Raw genomic sequence first — 19,163 nt, forward strand, 5'->3', positions numbered from 1 at the left:
GAGTGTTGGTTAGCGGACCACGCCTTCTTCGATCAGCAATTTGAGAATCGCTTCGGCACCCGCTTGCGCCGTGACGCCTTTGAGCACCTGCCCGCCGCCGCCACTGGCTTTGGCTGTCGCCGCTTTCATCCGGTCCGCGCCGCTTTTGGCCTTGATCACTTTCAAGCGTTTAGGCCGAGGTTTGGCCGGTTGCAGCGTCGATACGGCCAGCAACGCATCATCGATCACTTCGACTTCATCCGCCTGCAACACACCACGCCGGGCCGGGCCGTACGCGCTCTGACGAGGCTTCGGCGCCGCGTTATCCACAGTCGCCAGGAACGGCAGCCGCACCTTCAAACGACGGCGCTGACCACGGGGCAACGCTTGAAGGACAAGCGCCGAACTGCCATCGATGGATTCAACCTGAGCCAGCCCGACCACCAGCGGCCAGCCGAGGTTTTCCGCCAGCAAGAACGGCAGCATGCCCGAGCCTTCGCCGGTTTCTGCCTGGCTGCCAGTCAGCACGACTTGTGCTCCGGCATCGCGCAAATAGGCGGTCAACGCCGGCAAGGCATCCGCGCCGGATGGTTGCTCCAGCACGTGTAGTTGTTCCAGGCCCATGCCCAGATAGGCGCGCAGCGCAGGCTCCGCGACGTCGCCGGCATGCAGCACTTGCAAGTTATCCCCAGCCAGTTGCAGACCCAGTTCCACGGCCCGCGCATCCTGCTCCGCGCGACGTGGCCGGCCGGAGGTCGGGTGGGCGCCGATGGACACCAGGCTGATGATTTTCGTGCTCATAACCCTTTCCTTCCCTTAAGCCGCATCGCGCTTGGCGTCGTCGCGATAAGCCGCTATCGCATCGATCAAGGCTTGAAGAATCTCGGCGCTCTCGCCGATCACCGACAGGTCGGCCCGTTTGATCATGTCGCAACCCGGGTCGAGGTTGATCGCCACCACCTTGTCGCAGGCACCGATGCCTTGCAGGTGCTGGATCGCCCCGGAAATCCCCACCGCCACGTAGACCCTCGCGGTGACCCACGTACCGGACGCCCCGACCTGACGGTCACGGGCCATGAAGCCATCGTCCACCGCCACACGGGATGCGCCTTCGGTGGCGCCGAGCGCTTCGGCAGTCCTGTGGAAAAGTCCCCAGTCCTTGACGCCGTTGCCCCCGGAGAAGATGAACTCGGCTTCGGCCATCGGAATGGCTGCCGGATCCACGGCCACAGCGCCCAGATCTTCGATCCGCGACAGGCTGCGCGCCACGGTTGTGGATAACTCCACCGGCAAGGCTTCATGACGGGTTTCGCTGACCGGCTCGGCGCATTCGGCGGCGGCCAGAATCAAGCGTGCGACCGGACGCGCAAGGTCTTGCAACCCAGCACCAGCGCGGCCGATGCATTCCTGATCCTTGACCTGCCAGACCCGCGTGGCCGGGCGTTCGCCCAGGGCAGCGGCAAAGCGCCGACCGAGTTCGCCGCCGCCACTGCGGCTGTCCGGCAGCAGCCAGTGACGCGGGCTGAACTGGTTATCCACAGCCCGCAGGCCCTGGACACGTTGCTCCGGTGCATAACCGCTGAATTCGTCGCCTTCGAGCACCAGCAAGCGATCGACGCCGGCGGTGGCAAACGCGTTTTCCTTGTGTTCGCCGAAGACCACGGCCAACACCGCGCCGTCCTTGCCGGCCAGCTGATGGGCCAGGCCGAGCAAATCCTTGTCGTGGCTGCTCAAGCGGCCACCGACCATGTCCGGCACCACGCTGATGTAAAACGCAGGTGCTGGCACTTGATGCAGCGGCAATTGCACTTCAACAGCGGCCGAGCGTTTGGTTGCCCCGCCCTGCTGCGCGCCGCTGCGGTCAATGCGCTTGATGCCGTTGGGACCGATAAAACCGATGCCATGCGGGTTCTTGCGAATGATGCCGTTCGGCCCCATCCAGCTGTGTTGCGCCGGCTGCATGGCCGCGTGCAGCGGGTGCAGGCGGTTACGGGCAATCCATTCGGCGCGGGGGTCGCGGCGGATAATGTCGCTCATCAGTGGGCCTCCGCAGGTTCACGTTGGGCCGGTGTGGACGGTTTGCTTGGCGCTGCGTCTTCAAGCAGTGCGTCCGCCACCAGCTCGGCGATGTCCTTGATCAACGGCCGCGGTTCAACCACGCCTTCGAGCATCGCGGTGCATTGTGGACAACCCACGGCCACCAGTTCGGCGCCGGTTTCGCGGATGTCTTCCATGCGCATGTCGGGGATCCGCTGCTTGCCCGGAATGTCAGTGATCGGCGCGCCGCCACCGCCGCCGCAGCAGCGTGAACGGAAACCGGAGCGTTGCATCTCTTTCACTTCAATCCCGAGGGCGCGCAGCACTTCTCGCGGCGCCTCGTATTCGCCGTTATAGCGACCGAGGTAGCACGGGTCGTGATAGGTCACGCTGCTGCCTTTGTGCTGGCCGAGATTGAGCGCGCCGGCATCGATGATTTCGGCCATGTAGGTGCTGTGGTGCTGCACCAGGTAGTTGCCGTCGAAGGCGCCGTATTCGTTTTTCAGCACGTGGAAGCTGTGCGGGTCGCAGGTGACGATGCGGTTGAAGCTGTACTTGGCCAGGGTCTGGATGTTGCGCTTGGCCAACAACTGGAACGTCGCTTCGTCGCCCAGACGTCGGGCTACGTCACCGCTGTCGCGTTCTTCGAGACCGAGTACCGCGAAGTCGACCTTGGCCGCTTTCAGCACTTTGACGAAGGCACGCAAGGTGCGCTGGTTGCGCATGTCGAAGGCGCCGTCGCCGACCCAGAACAGCACGTCGGTGGATTTTTTCTCGCTGAGCAGATTGAGGTTCAAATCCGCTGCCCAGTTCATCCGGCCACCCGGTGCGAAACCGCCAGGGTTGTCGGTGGCAATCAGGTTTTCCAGGACTTCGGCGCCCTTGTTCGGGGTCGCGCCTTTTTCCAGGGTCAGATGGCGACGCATGTCGACGATGGCATCGACGTGCTCGATCATCATCGGACATTCCTCGACGCAGGCACGGCAGGTGGTGCAGGACCACAGGGTTTCGGCGTCCACCAGACCGTTGACGATCGGTTGATGCGGGTTGCCCGCGTGTTCGCCGATGGCTTTGCCCGGATAGGGGCTGCCGGCGAACTTGGCATCGGTGCCGCCGGCAAGGCCGACGACCATGTCCTGAATCAGCTTTTTCGGGTTCAGCGGCTGGCCAGCGGCGAACGCCGGGCACGCGGCTTCACATTTACCGCATTGCACGCAGGCGTCGAAACCGAGCAGTTGGTTCCAGGTGAAATCCTTGGGTTTTTCCACGCCCAGCGGTGCGTTTGGATCGTTCAGGTCGAGCGGTTTCAAACCGGTGGAACGACCACCGCCAAAACGTTCGGCGCGACGGTGCCAGGCCAGGTGCAGCGCACCGGCGAAGGCGTGCTTCATCGGCCCGCCCCAGGTCATGCCGAAGAACAACTCGCTGACGCCCCACAGCACGCCGATGCCGAGGATCGCTGCCACCACCCAACCGCCAAAATTATCCGGAAGGATGCCGGCGACCGGCAGAGTCAACAGGAAGAAGCTCGCCGAGAACGCCAACAAGCTTTTCGGCAGGCGCATCCACGGCCCTTTGGACAGGCGAGCCGGCGGGTTGCGACGACGTAGGTACACAAAGATCGCACCGACGAACATCACCACTGTCATCAACAACAGCGCGTAACCGAGGATGCGGTTATGCAGGCCGAAACCGTGCACCAGAATCGCCAGCACGATGGACGCCACCGCACCACCGGCCGTGGCCACGTGGGTGTTGGCGATGTATTTGTCCCGCGCGACAACATGGTGCAAATCGACCATGTAGCGCTTGGGCATGGCGAACAGGCCACCGATCAGGTCGACCTTGGAGGCTCGGCCCCGGCGCCACATGGCCACCCGCCGCAACGCGCCGAGGACAGCAAGGCCCAGGGCAGCGAACAACAGGATTGGAAGAAGGGTGTTCAACATGGTGGAGCTCCCAAAGACCGCAGGGTCTTGCAGGCCAAACTACCTGGATGCCTTGCCCGATTCCTGTAGGAGCGAGGCTTGCCCGCGAATGCGATGGGTCAGCCGACAACAATGTTGAATGTCAGGACGCCTTCGCGGGCAAGCCTCGCTCCTACAGGGTTATCCACAAGCTCTTAGAAATCCTTGCACAGCCGCAGCGCGTCGTAGATCGCCGCGTGCACGTTACGCTGGGCCACGCAGTCGCCGATGCGGAACAGCAGGTAGCCGTCACCGCTCTGCTCAAGGCATGGCTGCGGCTTGATCGCGAACAAGGCTTCGACGTCGATCTGGCCTTTGTTACGCGAACCGTCCTTCAGCGCGTAGTAGATTTCTTCGTCCGGGCGCACGCCGTTTTCCACGACCACCTGGTCGACCACCCGCTCCTCTTTGGCGCCGGTGTATTCGTTTTCCAGCACCGCCACCAGCTTGTCGCCTTCGCGGTAGACCTTCTCCAGCATCATGTCCCCGGTCATGATCACTTCTTTCGGGTACATGCTGCGGTAGTAAGTCGGGAACGACGTACCGCCAATCGCTACGCCCGGCTTAATGTCGTCGGTGACGATCTCGACCTGGCTGCCCTTGTCGGCGAGGAAGTCGGCGGTCGACATCCCGGTGAACTCGCAAATAGTGTCGTAGACCAGCACGTTCTTGCCCGGCGCGACCTTGCCGTCGAGCACGTCCCAGCTGCTGACCACCAGGCCTTCAGCCGCGCCCCAGTGTTCGTTCTGCTCCAGGAACGGATGGCCGCCGACAGCCAGCACCACCACATCCGGACGCAGGTCCATGATGGTCGGTGCATCAGCCGCAGTGCCCAGGCGCAGGTCAACTTTCAACCGTGCCAGTTCCAGCTGATACCAGCGGGTGATACCGGCGATCTGGTCACGCTGCGGCGCTTTCGACGCCGTGGTGATCTGCCCGCCAATGAATTCCTTTTTCTCGAACAGGGTCACGTCGTGGCCACGTTCGGCGGCCACTCGGGCGGCTTCCATCCCGGCAGGACCGGCACCGACCACCACCACCTTGCGTTTCACGCCGGTGGTTTTTTCGATGATGTGCGGCAGGCCCATGTATTCACGGGAGGTCGCCGCGTTCTGGATGCACAACACATCCAGGCCTTGATACTGACGGTCGATGCAGTAGTTCGCGCCGACGCATTGTTTGATCTGGTCGATCTGGCCCATCTTGATCTTGGCGATCAGGTGCGGGTCAGCGATGTGTGCGCGGGTCATGCCGACCATGTCGACGTAACCGCCCTCCAGAATACGGGTCGCCTGGTTCGGGTCCTTGATGTTCTGTGCGTGCAGCACCGGAACCTTGACCACTTCCTTGATGCCGGCCGCCAGGTGCAGGAACGGCTCTGGCGGATAACTCATGTTCGGAATCACGTTGGCCAGGGTGTTGTGGGTGTCGCAACCCGAACCCACGACGCCGAGGAAATCGAGCATGCCGGTGTCGTCGTAATACTTGGCAATCTGCTTCATGTCCTCGTGGGACAGGCCGTCCGGGTGGAATTCGTCACCACAGATACGCATGCCCACGCAGAAATCGTCACCGACCTCGGCGCGCACGGCTTTCAACACTTCCAGACCGAACTTCATGCGGCCTTCGAAGCTGCCGCCCCATTCGTCGGTACGTTTGTTGACCCGCGGGCTCCAGAACTGGTCGATCATGTGCTGGTGCACGGCCGACAGTTCAACGCCGTCCAGGCCACCGGCCTTGGCACGACGGGCCGCTTGGGCGTAGTTGCCGATCACCCGCCAGATCTCTTCCGGCTCGATGGTTTTGCAGGTGGCGCGGTGCACCGGTTCACGGATACCGGACGGCGACATCAGCGTCGGCCAGTTGAAACCGTCCCAGCGCGAGCGCCGGCCCATGTGGGTAATCTGAATCATGATCTTGGCGCCGTGCTTGTGCATGGCGTCGGCCAGATTCTGGAAGTGCGGAATAATGCGGTCGGTGGACAGGTTCACCGAACTCCACCACTCCTGCGGGCTATCGATAGCCACCACGGACGAACCGCCGCAAATCGCCAGGCCGATCCCGCCCTTGGCTTTCTCTTCGTAATACTTGACGTACCGATCGGTGGTCATGCCGCCGTCGGTCGCGTAGACCTCGGCATGCGCGGTGCTGAGCACGCGGTTACGGATGGTCAGTTTGCCGATCTGGATCGGCTGGAACATTGCTTCGAAAGCCATGGCGGGTTCCTCGACTTACAACGGCTTGACGGTGAACAAACCGTCGTCGTGGCCTTCTTCGGAGCCACCGTAGACTTGTTCGGCAACGGTGCGAATCTTGCTGCCGCGGGCTTGCAGAATCTGGTCCATGGCACCGGCAAACCAGCCAGTGAACATGTAGTCGACCTTGCGCCCGACCTTGCCGTACACGTAGACGAAAGCGGAGTGTTCAAGCTTGACGCTGGCGGTGCCTTTGTCGAGGTCGATGTCCTGGATCTTGAACAGGCCCCAGCCGCGTTGCGACAGGCGCTTCATGTAGTGCTCGAACACCGCGACGCCTTCCAGGCCATGGCATTCAGCTTCTTTTTCACACCAGTGCCAGGCGGACTTGTAGCCGGCCTTGTAGAGAATTTCGGCGTAGGCGTCGGCGCCCAGCACTTCCTCGATGCCCATGTGGTTGTTGACGAAGAAATGACGCGGCACGTACAGCATCGGCAGGGCGTCGGAGGTCCAGACACCGGTTTCGCTGTCGACTTCGATAGGCAATTGCGGGGCGATCTTGGCCATGGAAACTTAACTCCAGAAAAATTTTGGTGTTGCCCCCGGCACGGATGGCCGGGGGAAAGAATTCAGAGGTGCGGCGGCTTATTCGCCCCAGACATCTTTCAAGACGTTGACCCAGTTCTCGCCCATGATCTTGCGGACCACGCGCTCGGAATGGCCGCGCTTGAGCAGGGTTTCGGTCAGGTTCGGGAACTCGCCGACGGTGCGGATGCCCAGCGGGTTGATGATCTTGCCGAAGCTGGTCAGACGGCGGGCGTAGCCCTTGTCATGGGTCAGGTATTCGAAGAAGTCCTGACCATGGCCCTGGGTGAAGTCGGTGCCGATGCCGATGGCGTCTTCGCCGACGATGTTCATGGTGTATTCGATGGCTTCGGCGTAGTCGTCGATGGTCGAATCGATGCCCTTGGCGAGGAACGGCGCGAACATGGTCACGCCGACGAAACCGCCGTGGTCGGCGATGAACTTCAGTTCTTCATCGGATTTGTTGCGCGGGTGAATTTTCAGACCCGACGGCAGGCAATGGGAGTAGCAGACCGGTTTCTTCGATTCGAGGATGACTTCTTCGGAAGTCTTGGAACCGACGTGGGACAGGTCGCACATGACCCCGACGCGGTTCATCTCGGCAACGATTTCGCGACCGAAGCCCGACAGGCCGCCATCACGCTCGTAGCAACCGGTGCCGACCAGGTTCTGGGTGTTGTAGCACATCTGCACGATACCGACGCCGAGCTGCTTGAACACCTCGACATAGCCGATCTGGTCTTCGAAGGCGTGAGCATTCTGGAAACCGAACAGGATGCCGGTCTTACCCTGCTCCTTGGCTTTACGGATGTCGGCGGTGGTGCGAACCGGAATCACCAGGTCGCTGTTTTCGCGGATCAGCTTCTGGCTGGCGGCGATGTTGTTGACGGTGGCCTGAAAGCCCTCCCACACCGACACGGTGCAGTTGGCCGCGGTCAGACCGCCCTTGCGCATGTCTTCAAACAGCTCGCGGTTCCACTTGGCAATAATCAGCCCGTCGATAACGATGCTGTCGGCGTGCAATTCGGCTGGGCTCATCAGGCTGTCCCCTATTAGCGATTCATGCGCCGAATCGTGTGCCGGCGCTTTGGGGCCAGCATATGCCTGAGTACCGGTGCAGCCGGGTGCAAAAACGACAGGGGGTTTGCCGAAAGCGTCAATCTGCGACAAAGGGTCGTCGTTGAACGTCGCAGGCCACCTGTTCAAGGACTTGCGCATGGGCCAGAATTCGGCGCATTACGGAATTTGGGCCAAAAAAAGGGGCTGAGGCGCAATGAAATCGATCTTACTGGCAATGGCACTGATAGCGACCGGCGTACAGGCGGCTGAAGAGTCCGACATCAACCCCTGCGATGCGGTCGAAAACGAAGTCCAGACCCTGGAATGCTCGGTCTACAGCCGAACCACCGCCGAAGACCTGCTCAAAGACAACTACCAGAGCCTGACCGAGCGCATGCAAACGCTCTACGGCAAGAACCCGACACAACTGGCCGACATCACCGCCAAACTCAAGGCCGCCCAGCAGCAATGGCTGAAAACCCGGGATGCGGATTGCACAGTTGAAGCGTTTCCGGCGACCAGCGGCAGCAAGGCGTTCACTATTGCGCAGAACGATTGCGTGGCGCGGATGAGTGATGAGCGGTCGGAGTTTTTGGAGTCGATTGGGCAGGAGTGATTAAGAGCTGAGCTTATTGTTTCTACACCCTGCCAACGCGAGCGGTAAGCTGCACACCATAATTTGGTAGAGGGATTCAAATGAAAATCTGCGGCATCGAAATCAAAGGCAGCGAAGCGATCATCGCCGTGGCCTCCCTCGACGATCAGGTACTGAGCCACGTCGCGCTGAACACCAAGAAAATCGCCCTCGACGATGACGACGAAGCCGCCAACGTCAAAGTCTTTGCCGCTCAGGTGGCGTCGTTTGTCCGTGAGAATTCAATCGACCGGATCGCGATCAAGAAGCGCAGCAAGAAAGGCGAATTCGCCGGCGGGCCGACCACGTTCAAGATCGAGGGCGTTTTTCAGTTGCTGGAGAGTTGCGAGGTGATTCTGCTGTCGCCGCAGACGATCAATGCGCAGAACAAGAAGTTTGATTTTGAGCTGCCGGGGACGCTGAACAAGTATCAGCATGAGGCTTACAAAGCCGCCTGTTCGGCACTGATGAAAAAGTAAACGCGACACGACCTGTAGGAGCGAGGCTTGCCCGCGAAGGCGGAGTGTCAAACGACGGTGATTTCGATTGAGGCGGCCTCTTCGCGGGCAAGCCTCGCTCCTACAGGATTCGGTTTTTTTCCGTTGGTAGTGTCAGGCCTTTTGGGTTTGTCGCCGGTCTTCTCGTGGACACCGCTCAAACTTCGCCCGATAACTGCGGGTGAAGTACGACGGCGACTCAAACCCGCACGCAATACTCACTTCCAGCACACTCATATCGGTCTGCCGCAACAACTGCCGCGCCTTCTCCAGCCTTAGCCGCAGGTAGAAATTGCTCGGTGTGTCGTTCAAGTGCAACCGAAACAATCGCTCCAACTGCCGCCGCGTCACCTTGATCGACTCCGCCAGCTCCAGCGTGGTCAGCGGCGGTTCGCTGTGTTGTTCCATCTCGCCGATCACGTGAACGAGCTTCTTGTTGCTGATGCCATAGCGCGTGGCGACTTCCATGCGCTGGTGGTCTTTGCGCGGGCGGATGCGGCCGAGTACGAATTGTTCGCTGACCTGGATCGCCAGTTCCGGGCCGTGGGCCTGGGCGATGAGGTCGAGCATCAGGTCGATGGAGGCGGTGCCACCGGCGGAGGTAATGCGCCGGCGGTCGATCTCGAACAGCTCCTGAGTGACGCTGAGCTGTGGATAAGACTCCTTGAACGCGTCGATGGCTTCCCAATGCAGTGTCAGGCGGTGCCCATCAAGTAGGCCGGCCTCGGCGAGGACGAAGCTGCCGGTGTCGATGGCGCCGAGTGTCACGCCTTCGTTGTCCAGCCGGCGCAGCCAGTGCTCCAGAGCTGGCGTGGCGAATTTCAGCGGTTCAAAACCGGCAACCACCAATAAGGTCGCGCCTTTCTTCAGCGGTTCCAGTGCTGCATCGGCGTTGACCGACATGCCGTTACTGGCCAGCACTGCCCCGCCATCCGCACTCAGCACGTGCCAGCGATACAGCTCGCCGCGAAATCGATTGGCGACCCGCAACGGCTCGATGGCCGAGATGAAACCGATGGCCGAGAAACCCGGCATCAACATGAAGTAGAAATCCTGGGACATGGAGCGCACTCGATTCGCGGGTAGCGTGTGCTGTTGATACGCCACTTGCGAGCGGCATTCAAGTGGACAGGTCGCTGCAGTGCAAGAGCTGGTCGCCGCAGTGCGTTTTCACCGGGCTTTAGCTGCGTAACTTGGCATCACCGGCGCACAAAGACGACCGGACCCACAATAACGAACTGCCGAGGAAACCTGAGATGAAACGACTGATCAGCAGCTGTGTTCTTGCACTCAGCGGTACCGCTTTCCTGAGCGCCAGCGTCATGGCCGCCGAACCTGCATCGTGCCAGAACGTACGCATGGGCGTCGTGAACTGGACCGACGTGATCGCCACCAGCGCCATGACCCAGGTCTTGCTCGACGGCCTCGGCTACAACACCAAACAAACCAGCGCCTCCCAGCAAATCATTTTCGCCGGGATCCGCGACCAGCGCCTGGACCTGTTCCTGGGCTACTGGAACCCGCTGATGACTCAAACCATCACGCCGTTCGTCGATGGCAAGCAGGTCAAAGTGCTTGAGGCGCCCAGCCTGAAAGACGCCCGCGCCACCCTCGCGGTTCCGACTTACCTCGCCGACAAGGGCCTGAAAACCTTCGCCGACATCGCCAAATTCGAGAAAGAGCTGGGCGGCAAGATCTACGGCATCGAGCCAGGCTCGGGTGCCAACACGCAGATCAAAGAGATGATCGCCAAGAACCAGTTCGGTCTCGGCAAATTCCAGCTGGTCGAGTCCAGCGAAGCCGGAATGCTGTCGGCGGTGACCCGGGCGACCAAACGCAACGAAGCCATCGTGTTCTTCGGCTGGGCGCCGCACCCGATGAACGTCAACGTGAAGATGACTTACCTCACCGGTAGCGACGACGCCCTGGGCCCGAACGAAGGCATGGCGACTGTCTGGACCGTCACTTCGCCGACCTACGCCGAGCAATGCCCGAACATCGGCCGCTTGCTGAGCAACCTGACCTACACCGCCGAAGACGAGAGCCGGATGATGCAGCCGCTGCTGGATCACAAGGACGCCTTCGAATCGGCCAAGCAATGGCTCAAAGATCACCCGCAAGACAAGCAGCGCTGGCTGGAAGGTGTAACCACCTTCGATGGCAAACCAGCAGCTGAAAACCTGCAACTGACCAGCAAGTAGCTCTTCAGCAAACAGACCCAAACCGAACCACCGATTCGCAGCCCGACCGGGCTGCGAACGGGACCACCACGCCTGCAAGGAACCACCTCATGAACCACGACGTCATCATCACCTGCGCACTTACCGGTGCTGGCGACACGACCAGCAAAAGCCCACACGTGCCGGTCACCCCGAAACAAATCGCCGCTGCCGCCGTGGAAGCCGCCAAGGCGGGCGCCACCGTGGTCCATTGCCACGTTCGCAACCCGCAAACCGGCAAATTCAGCCGTGACGTGGCGCTGTACCGCGAAGTCATGGAGCGCATCCGCGAAGCTGACGTCGACATCATCGTCAACCTCACCGCCGGCATGGGCGGCGACCTGGAAATCGGTGCGGGCGAGAACCCGATGGAGTTCGGCCCGAACACCGATCTGGTCGGCCCGCTGACCCGTCTGGCCCACGTCGAAGAACTGCTGCCGGAAATCTGCACCCTCGATTGCGGCACCCTGAACTTCGGCGACGGCGACACCATTTACGTCTCCACCCCGGCGCAGCTGCGTGCAGGCGCCAAACGCATTCAAGAGCTGGGCGTGAAAGCCGAGCTGGAAATTTTCGACACCGGTCACCTGTGGTTCGCCAAGCAGATGATCAAGGAAGGCCTGCTCGACGACCCGCTGTTCCAGCTGTGCCTGGGCATCCCGTGGGGCGCGCCGGCTGACACCACCACCATGAAAGCCATGGTCGACAACCTGCCGGCAAACGCCGTGTGGGCCGGGTTCGGCATCGGTCGCATGCAGATGCCGATGGCGGCGCAAGCGGTGCTGCTGGGCGGCAACGTGCGGGTCGGCCTGGAAGACAACATCTGGCTGGACAAGGGCGTGTTGGCGACCAATGGCCAACTGGTCGAACGCGCCTCGGAAATCCTCAGCCGCCTCGGCGCCCGGGTTCTGACACCGGCTGAGGGCCGGGCAAAAATGGGCCTGACCACGCGCGGTTAACCACACCTCACTTGTAGGAGCGAGGCTTGCCCGCGAAGAGGCCGGTACATCCGCCACACTGTCTGCGGCTGAGACACCGCCTTCGCGAGCAAGCTTCGCTCCTACAAAGATCACCGAATTTTTTAGGAAGTTGCCATGACCTTCATCACCGAAATCAAAACCTTCGCCGCCCTGGGCAGCGGTGTCATCGGCAGCGGCTGGGTGTCCCGCGCCCTCGCCCACGGCCTCGATGTTGTGGCCTGGGACCCGGCGCCCGGAGCTGAAGCCGCGCTGCGCAAACGCGTCGCCAATGCCTGGGGCGCACTGGAGAAACAAGGCCTGGCACCCGGCGCGTCGCAGGATCGCCTGCGCTTTGTCGCAACCATCGAAGAGTGTGTTCGCGACGCCGATTTCATCCAGGAAAGTGCCCCTGAACGCCTGGAGCTGAAGCTGGAACTGCACAGCAAAATCAGCGCCGCAGCCAAACCAAATGCACTGATCGGCTCCAGCACCTCGGGCCTGTTGCCAAGCGAGTTCTACGAGAGCTCGACCCACCCGGAACGCTGCGTCGTCGGTCACCCGTTCAACCCGGTTTACCTGCTGCCATTGGTGGAAGTGGTCGGCGGCAAGAACACGGCCCCCGAAGCGGTACAAGCGGCCATGAAAGTCTACGAATCCTTGGGCATGCGCCCGCTGCACGTGCGCAAGGAAGTGCCGGGATTCATCGCCGACCGTTTGCTCGAAGCGCTGTGGCGTGAGGCCCTGCACCTGGTCAACGACGGTGTGGCGACCACCGGTGAAATCGACGATGCGATTCGCTTTGGTGCGGGTCTGCGCTGGTCGTTCATGGGCACGTTTTTGACCTACACCCTGGCGGGCGGCGACGCTGGCATGCGCCATTTCATGGCACAGTTCGGGCCGGCGTTGCAGTTGCCGTGGACGTATCTGCCGGCACCGGAGCTGACCGACAAGCTGATCGATGATGTGGTGGATGGCACCAGCGATCAGTTGGGCAAACACAGCATTTCGGCGCTGGAGCGCTATCGTGATGACTGCCTGCTGGCGGTGCTGGAGGCGGTGAAGACCACCAAAGAGAAGCACGGGATGGCGTTCGCCGACTAACCCCCACCGCCACTTGTAGGAGCGAGGCTTGCCCGCGAAGAGGCCGGTACATCCGACGGATCTCTTGTGGCAGGAATACCGCCTTCGCGGGCAAGCCTCGCTCCTACAGGTTCTCTGTTATCTCAGGAACTGATCGCATGCCTGCTCTTACGACTTACAGCACCAAAATCACCCCCGACTGGGTCGACTACAACGGCCACCTGCGCGACGCGTTTTACCTGCTGATCTTCAGCTACGCCACCGACGCGCTGATGGACCGGCTGGGCATGGACAGCAACAACCGCGAAGCCAGCGGCAATTCGCTGTTCACCCTCGAACTGCACCTCAATTACCTGCATGAAGTGAAGCTCGACGCCGACGTAGAAGTGCACACCCAGATCATCGCTCACGACAGTAAACGCCTGCACCTCTATCACAGCCTGCACCTGGTCGGTGACGACAAAGAGCTGGCGGGCAACGAGCAGATGTTGCTGCACGTCGACCTCGCCGGCCCCCGCTCCGCGCCTTTCAGCGAAGAAACGCTGGGCAAGCTGCAAGCCATCGTTGCGCAACAAACCGACCTGCCCACCCCTGACTACATTGGCCGAGTGATCGCTTTACCCCCAAAAAAATAACAAGGAGATCGCCATGAACACCGCCGCCGCTTTTGCTGACTTCCGTACTTATCCGTTGATCAGCGCGCTCAGTGGCGTGCAGGCCCTGGCGGATCGCGTTCTCGTGAAATGGGCCGATGACCGTGTCAGCCCCTTCCACCACCAGTGGTTGCGTGACAACTGCCCTTGCCCGCAGTGCGTCTACACGGTGACCCGTGAGCAGGTGCTGGAAATCGTCGACGTTGCGCAAGACCTGATGCCCGCAGAGACAAGCGTCGACCCTGAAGGTTGCCTCTGCATCCAGTGGCAGGACGGTCACCTCAGCCGCTTCGATCCGGGCTGGTTGCGGGCCCACGCCTATGACGACGAGTCCCGCGCAGAACGCCGCGCCGCAAAGCCAAAATCCCGTCTGTGGAAAAGCGACTTGTCGCTGCCGGTGTTCGATTATCAAGCGCTGATGGACGACAACGACGCCTTGTTGCAATGGCTGTTGGCGGTGCGCGATATCGGCCTGACGCAAGTGCGCGGCGTGCCCACCGAACCCGGTTCGTTGAAGCTGATCGCCCAGCGGATTTCCTTCATCCGCGAGAGCAATTTCGGCGTGCTGTTCAACGTGCAATCCAAGGCCGATGCCGACAGCAACGCCTACACCGCTTTCAACCTGCCGTTGCACAGCGATTTGCCGACGCGCGAGTTGCAACCGGGGCTGCAATTTCTGCATTGCCTGGTCAATGACGCCGACGGTGGCGAGAGTATTTTTGTCGACGGTTTTGCCATCGCCCAAGCGCTGCGCGAGGAAGATCCCGAATCGTTCAAGGCCCTGTGCGAAATCCCCGTGGAGTTTCGCAACAAGGACCGTCACAGCGACTATCGCTGCCTCGCTCCGATCATCGCTCTGGACGCGCTGGGGCAGGTGTCTGAAATTCGTATGGCGAACTTTTTGCGTGGGCCGTTCGATGCGTCGGTGGAGGAGATGCCCCGGCTGTATCGCGCTTATCGACGGTTTATTGCGATGACTCGCGAGGGGCGGTTCAGGCTGATGCAACGGCTCAACCCCGGCGAACTCTGGTGCTTCGACAACCGCCGCACGCTGCATGCGCGCAATGCGTTTGATCCCGCCAGTGGTGCCCGGCATTTCCAGGGCTGCTATGTCGATCGGGATGAGTTGTTGTCGCGGATCCTCGTGCTACAACGCTAGACCGCGTCATCGTTTTTCGCGGGCAAGCCTCGCTCCTACAGAGTTAGCGTGGCTTCTGTAGGAGCGAGGCTTGCCCGCGAAGGCGTCATCTCAGACACCCCATATTTCCCTGACTCACAGGCAAAAAAAACCCCGATCAAGCCGTGACAGGATCGGGGCAGAGGTGGGTACTGTTGAGGAGCCGTTGCGCGAGGGTGACCAAACCTTCGTGAAGCCAGCTGAATCCAGTGTGCCCACTCCTATCCTTCACGAGTTAGCCGAAAACGACCTGTTCATAGGTATTGCGGCCATTGCGACAAATCGTCCTTGCCGATGCCAACGGCCCCTACGAGAATCGAACCACGACACCGTTCCCTGAAGAAGGATTGCGTCATGATGCACGCCGATTTGATTGACCAGGAAGACCTGTTGGGCCAGCTGAAATCGTTGGGCTTTCAAGTACCGAACGGCTCCACCGCCGAGCAGGCTTGCGAGTGCGCGGTAAGAGGATTGAACAACGAACGTGCGACGGTGCTGCGCACCATGGTCAAGCAGATGTACACCAGCAGCGCGACCATCCTGCCGGCAGTGCGTCAGGCCATCGACAAGCAGCTGCTGCCGGCATTGGCTGAATACCAACAAAGCCACCGCGCCTGACACGTCGGCGGTTTGCTAGAGTGGTGGCTTCCTGACCACCACGAGCGATCGCTGATGTTCCGAATCCAACACTGCCAGTCCGGCGAACAAGCGGGCTGGCTGCCTTTGCGCCAGGCACTCTGGCCTGATGCTTCGGAACAGGAGCATCGAGACGAAATCGCCGAACAGCTGCGTCAGCCGCAACGCTATATCAACTTCGTCGCCTACGACGCGGGTGAGCAACCCGTCGGCCTGGCCGAAGCTTCATTGCGCCACGATTACGTCAATGGCACCGACAGCTCGCCGGTGGTGTTCCTGGAAGGTATCTACGTGGTGCCGCAGCAGCGCCGCCATGGAGTGGCCGCACGCCTGATCGAACACGTGGCGCAATGGGGACGGGAACGTGGATGCGTGGAAATGGCCTCGGACACTGACGTCGACAACCTGCCGAGCCAGGAGACGCACAAGGCGCTCGGTTTCGAGGAAACCGAGCGCGTCGTGTTTTTCAGGCGTCAGCTCTGATCAGAGCCTTACGCTGGCGAAGGTCGACTCGTTGCGCGCCTGACTCAATGCCGACAACGGCCCGGACAACGGCGACAGCACCAATGCTTGCGGCAGCGGCATCATCGCCACCTGTTGCGTGGTGTTGGAGCCTACGCGTTCGTCACGCGGCGGAATGCCGAAGTATTCGCGGTAGCACTTGGAGAAGTGCGGCGTGGATACGAAACCGCACACCGACGCTACTTCGATGATCGACATCGGCGTTTGCTTGAGCAACTGCCGAGCACGGATCAGGCGCAGTTTCAGGTAGTAACGCGACGGCGAGCAGTGCAGGTATTTCTGGAACAACCGCTCGAGTTGCCGACGTGACACGGCGACGTACACCGCCAGTTCGTCGAGATCGATCGGCTCTTCGAGGTTGGCTTCCATCAGCGCGACGATTTCCTGCAACTTCGGCTGGTTGGTGCCGAGCATGTGCTTGAGCGGCACGCGCTGGTGATCCTGTTCGTTGCGGATACGCTCGTAGACGAACATCTCCGAAATCGCGGCGGACAGTTCACGCCCGTGATCGCGGCTGATCAGGTGCAGCATCATGTCCAGCGGCGCGGTGCCGCCGGAGCTGGTGAAACGGTTACGGTCGAGGGTGAACAGGCGGGTACTCATCGCCACACGCGGGAAAGCTTCCTGCATCGAGGCCAGACATTCCCAGTGCACGCTGCAATCGAAACCGTCCAGCAGGCCGGCGCACGCCAGGGCCCAGCTGCCGGTGCAGACCGCACCCAGACGCTTGGATTGACGCGCCTGGCTTTGCAGCCATGAGACGTGTTCGCGAGTTACCGTGCGCTGAATACCGATACCGCCGCAGACAATGATGGTGTCCATGGAAGGTGCTTTGTGCATGGAGGCGTCGGGGGTGATCTGCAGACCGTCACTGGCCCAGACCTGACCGCCATCGACGGTGAGCGTGGTCCAGCGATACAGCTCGCGACCGGACAATTGGTTGGCCATGCGCAGGGGTTCTACGGCGGAGGCCAGAGAAATAAGCGTGAAATTGTCCAGCAGCAGAAAGCCGATGGATTGAGGCGCACGGTTCTGGGGTTGAGCCCCGGAGTTGAACGTCGTCATCGCGGTATCTCCTCACACAAAGCAGGTGATGGCCTCAGGCGGAGGCTCTTGTTATTGCCATCGTTCTCGCGTGGGAGACGGGCTTTGTAATGACAGAGCAATTGCCATGCCTAAAATTGAATACGTGTTCAATAACTCCTGAAAACGACGTCGCAGCCTGTCTATATAAGCCGCGTCACGAGTAGGGGTTATAAGTGGCATTCACAGGGTCAAGCGCTCTGCCGCGTTGCGTGTGAGCAAATCGGTAGCACTTGTGGGAACAGGCCTGCGACGACTTCGGAAAGAGTGTCACCGCAGGCACAGGGGACGGACGGTCAGGGCCGGTTTGGATCCCTGACGTGTTGCAATGCGCTTATCTGTAAGCGACGCGCCAAAACGTGGCGCGTTTTCAATCCGGTGTTCACTTAGCGCGCAGTTTTGACTGGTCTGACGTCTTCGCGGGCAAGCCTCGCTCCTACAAGAGCACCGCACGATCCCTGTAGGAGCGAAGCTTGCTCGCGAATGGGATCGCCTCGGTCTCAGCACTCAACCGCGCTAACCGCCAACCCGCCCCGCGATGTCTCTTTATATTTGTCATGCATATCCGCCCCGGTATCCCGCATGGTGCGGATAACACGGTCCAGCGAAATAAAGTGCTGGCCGTCGCCACGCAACGCCATCTGCGCCGCGTTGATCGCTTTCACCGCAGCAATCGCGTTGCGCTCGATGCACGGCACCTGCACCAACCCGCCGACCGGGTCGCAGGTCAGGCCGAGGTTGTGTTCCAGGCCGATTTCCGCCGCGTTGCACAGCTGCTCCGGCGTGGCGCCGAGAATCTCCGCCAACCCGGCCGCCGCCATCGCGCAAGCCGATCCGACTTCGCCCTGGCAACCGACTTCCGCGCCGGAGATGGAGGCGTTCTTCTTGCACAGAATCCCCACCGCTGCGGCACCGAGGAAATAGTCGACCACGTTGGCGTCCGTCACCACCTCGCTGAACTTCATGAAGTAGTGCAACACCGCCGGAATGATCCCCGCCGCGCCATTGGTCGGCGCCGTGACCATGCGCCCACCGGCCGCGTTTTCTTCGTTGACCGCGAGGGCGAACAGGTTGACCCATTCCATCGCGCTCAGGGTCGAGCCGATGACGTTGGGTTTGTTCAGTTCTTGCAGGCTGCGGTGCAATTTGGCCGCGCGACGGCGCACGTTCAGGCCACCCGGCAGGATGCCTTCGTGCTTGAGGCCTTGCTCGACGCAATCCTGCATGGCCCGCCAGAGTTTCATCAGGCCGGCGCGGATTTCGTCTTCGCTGCGCCAGACCTTCTCGTTGGCCATCATCAATTCGGCCACGCGCAGGTTGTGCTTCTGGCAGAGGCTGAGCAGCTCGGCGGCGCTGGAGAAATCGTACGGCAACACCGTGCGATCCAGATCCACCACACCGCTGGTGGCTTGCGCTTCATCGACGACAAAGCCGCCGCCGACGGAATAGTAGGTGTCGCGATGCAGCTCACCGTCATCGCCTTCGGCGACCAGGGTCATGGCGTTCGGATGGAACGGCAGGTTTTCGTCGATCAGGCGCATGTCCCGCGCCCAGATGAACGGCACCGGCAAGCGGCCGTCCAGCAGCAGGGTGTGGGTTTCGCGCAGGGTTTCAATGCGGATGCCGATTTGCGACGGGTCGATCGCGTCCGGCCATTCGCCCATCAGGCCCATGATCACCGCGTTGTCGCTGCCGTGCCCAATGCCGGTGGCCGACAACGAACCATAAAGCTGGACCTCGACACGCCGCACTTGCTCCAAAAGCCCCTGTTCACGCAAACCTTGCACGAACAGCGCCGCGGCGCGCATCGGCCCCACGGTGTGCGAACTGGAAGGGCCGATGCCGATTTTGAACAGGTCGAAAACGCTGATAGCCATTACT

General features: G+C 61.1%; 18 protein-coding genes. 9 read left to right on the forward strand and 9 right to left on the reverse strand.

The window, feature by feature from the left end; translation table 11 throughout:
* Positions 1–9: 9 nt before the first annotated feature.
* The 6 genes from ACM6IO_RS29655 to ACM6IO_RS29680 all read right to left on the reverse strand — a co-directional run bounded on the left by ACM6IO_RS29655 (position 10) and on the right by ACM6IO_RS29680 (position 7,801).
* Positions 10–780 (reverse strand): electron transfer flavoprotein subunit beta, encoded by a 771-nt coding sequence (locus ACM6IO_RS29655; RefSeq protein ID WP_192416772.1) that lies wholly within the window; start codon positions 778–780, stop codon positions 10–12.
* Positions 781–795: 15 nt separating this feature from the next.
* The gene (locus ACM6IO_RS29660; protein WP_008044814.1) at positions 796–2,016 is read right to left on the reverse strand and encodes an electron transfer flavoprotein subunit alpha/FixB family protein; all 1,221 of its coding nucleotides are present in this window, start codon (positions 2,014–2,016) and stop codon (positions 796–798) included.
* Entirely contained in the window at positions 2,016–3,965 is a 1,950-nt protein-coding gene (gene dgcB / locus ACM6IO_RS29665) for a dimethylglycine demethylation protein DgcB (RefSeq protein ID WP_414912708.1), read from the reverse strand. Before dgcB ends, ACM6IO_RS29660 begins: the two co-directional genes overlap by 1 nt.
* A gap of 173 nt (positions 3,966–4,138) precedes the next feature.
* The gene (gene dgcA / locus ACM6IO_RS29670) at positions 4,139–6,199 is read right to left on the reverse strand and encodes a dimethylglycine demethylation protein DgcA (RefSeq protein WP_008033247.1); all 2,061 of its coding nucleotides are present in this window, start codon (positions 6,197–6,199) and stop codon (positions 4,139–4,141) included.
* Positions 6,200–6,214: 15 nt separating this feature from the next.
* Positions 6,215–6,745 (reverse strand): DUF5943 domain-containing protein, encoded by a 531-nt coding sequence (locus ACM6IO_RS29675; protein ID WP_008033249.1) that lies wholly within the window; start codon positions 6,743–6,745, stop codon positions 6,215–6,217.
* Between the two features lie 78 nt (positions 6,746–6,823).
* On the reverse strand, positions 6,824–7,801 hold the full coding sequence (locus tag ACM6IO_RS29680) for a dipeptidase (protein WP_008033250.1): 978 nt from the start codon (positions 7,799–7,801) through the stop codon (positions 6,824–6,826).
* A gap of 235 nt (positions 7,802–8,036) precedes the next feature.
* Here ACM6IO_RS29680 and ACM6IO_RS29685 point away from each other — a divergent pair, with 235 nt between their 5' ends.
* Both ACM6IO_RS29685 and ACM6IO_RS29690 read left to right on the forward strand, forming a co-directional pair.
* Positions 8,037–8,438, forward strand: coding sequence for a lysozyme inhibitor LprI family protein (locus tag ACM6IO_RS29685; RefSeq protein WP_223413619.1), 402 nt, complete (start codon positions 8,037–8,039; stop codon positions 8,436–8,438).
* Positions 8,439–8,518: 80 nt separating this feature from the next.
* Positions 8,519–8,935 carry a DUF3010 family protein gene (locus ACM6IO_RS29690; RefSeq protein ID WP_008033254.1) on the forward strand — a complete coding sequence of 139 codons (417 nt, stop codon included), beginning with the start codon at positions 8,519–8,521 and terminating at the stop codon, positions 8,933–8,935.
* Positions 8,936–9,067: 132 nt separating this feature from the next.
* Here ACM6IO_RS29690 and ACM6IO_RS29695 read toward each other — a convergent pair whose 3' ends face one another.
* The gene (locus ACM6IO_RS29695; RefSeq protein WP_008033255.1) at positions 9,068–10,015 is read right to left on the reverse strand and encodes a GlxA family transcriptional regulator; all 948 of its coding nucleotides are present in this window, start codon (positions 10,013–10,015) and stop codon (positions 9,068–9,070) included.
* Between the two features lie 194 nt (positions 10,016–10,209).
* On the opposite strand from ACM6IO_RS29695, the gene ACM6IO_RS29700 reads away from it, so the two are divergent.
* The 7 genes from ACM6IO_RS29700 (at position 10,210) to aac(6') (ending at position 16,160) form a co-directional block, all read left to right on the forward strand.
* Positions 10,210–11,154 (forward strand): choline ABC transporter substrate-binding protein, encoded by a 945-nt coding sequence (locus tag ACM6IO_RS29700; RefSeq protein ID WP_008033257.1) that lies wholly within the window; start codon positions 10,210–10,212, stop codon positions 11,152–11,154.
* Positions 11,155–11,243: 89 nt separating this feature from the next.
* On the forward strand, positions 11,244–12,131 hold the full coding sequence (locus tag ACM6IO_RS29705; protein WP_414912709.1) for a 3-keto-5-aminohexanoate cleavage protein: 888 nt from the start codon (positions 11,244–11,246) through the stop codon (positions 12,129–12,131).
* Positions 12,132–12,266: 135 nt separating this feature from the next.
* Positions 12,267–13,232, forward strand: coding sequence for an L-carnitine dehydrogenase (locus tag ACM6IO_RS29710; protein WP_008044808.1), 966 nt, complete (start codon positions 12,267–12,269; stop codon positions 13,230–13,232).
* 137 nt (positions 13,233–13,369) lie between these two features.
* Positions 13,370–13,846, forward strand: a complete 477-nt coding sequence (locus tag ACM6IO_RS29715; protein WP_414912710.1) for a thioesterase family protein — start codon at positions 13,370–13,372, stop codon at positions 13,844–13,846.
* Positions 13,847–13,859: 13 nt separating this feature from the next.
* Complete coding sequence (locus tag ACM6IO_RS29720; protein WP_414912711.1) at positions 13,860–15,023, forward strand: gamma-butyrobetaine dioxygenase; 1,164 nt, start codon at positions 13,860–13,862, stop codon at positions 15,021–15,023.
* Between the two features lie 372 nt (positions 15,024–15,395).
* The gene (locus tag ACM6IO_RS29725; protein WP_008033263.1) at positions 15,396–15,659 is read left to right on the forward strand and encodes a hypothetical protein; all 264 of its coding nucleotides are present in this window, start codon (positions 15,396–15,398) and stop codon (positions 15,657–15,659) included.
* 54 nt (positions 15,660–15,713) lie between these two features.
* Positions 15,714–16,160: an aminoglycoside 6'-N-acetyltransferase gene (gene aac(6') / locus ACM6IO_RS29730; RefSeq protein WP_192227583.1), complete on the forward strand. Its 447-nt coding sequence runs from the start codon at positions 15,714–15,716 to the stop codon at positions 16,158–16,160.
* Here the strand turns inward: aac(6') and ACM6IO_RS29735 are convergent, their stop codons facing one another.
* Both ACM6IO_RS29735 and ACM6IO_RS29740 read right to left on the reverse strand, forming a co-directional pair.
* Positions 16,161–17,264 (reverse strand): GlxA family transcriptional regulator, encoded by a 1,104-nt coding sequence (locus ACM6IO_RS29735; protein WP_008033265.1) that lies wholly within the window; start codon positions 17,262–17,264, stop codon positions 16,161–16,163. It lies immediately after the preceding gene.
* Between the two features lie 518 nt (positions 17,265–17,782).
* Positions 17,783–19,159 carry an L-serine ammonia-lyase gene (locus ACM6IO_RS29740; protein ID WP_207284848.1) on the reverse strand — a complete coding sequence of 459 codons (1,377 nt, stop codon included), beginning with the start codon at positions 19,157–19,159 and terminating at the stop codon, positions 17,783–17,785.
* Between the last annotated feature and the right edge of the window lie 4 nt (positions 19,160–19,163).

Source organism: Pseudomonas sp. IT-P44, assembly GCF_949768225.1.
Classification (GTDB): domain Bacteria; phylum Pseudomonadota; class Gammaproteobacteria; order Pseudomonadales; family Pseudomonadaceae; genus Aquipseudomonas; species Aquipseudomonas migulae.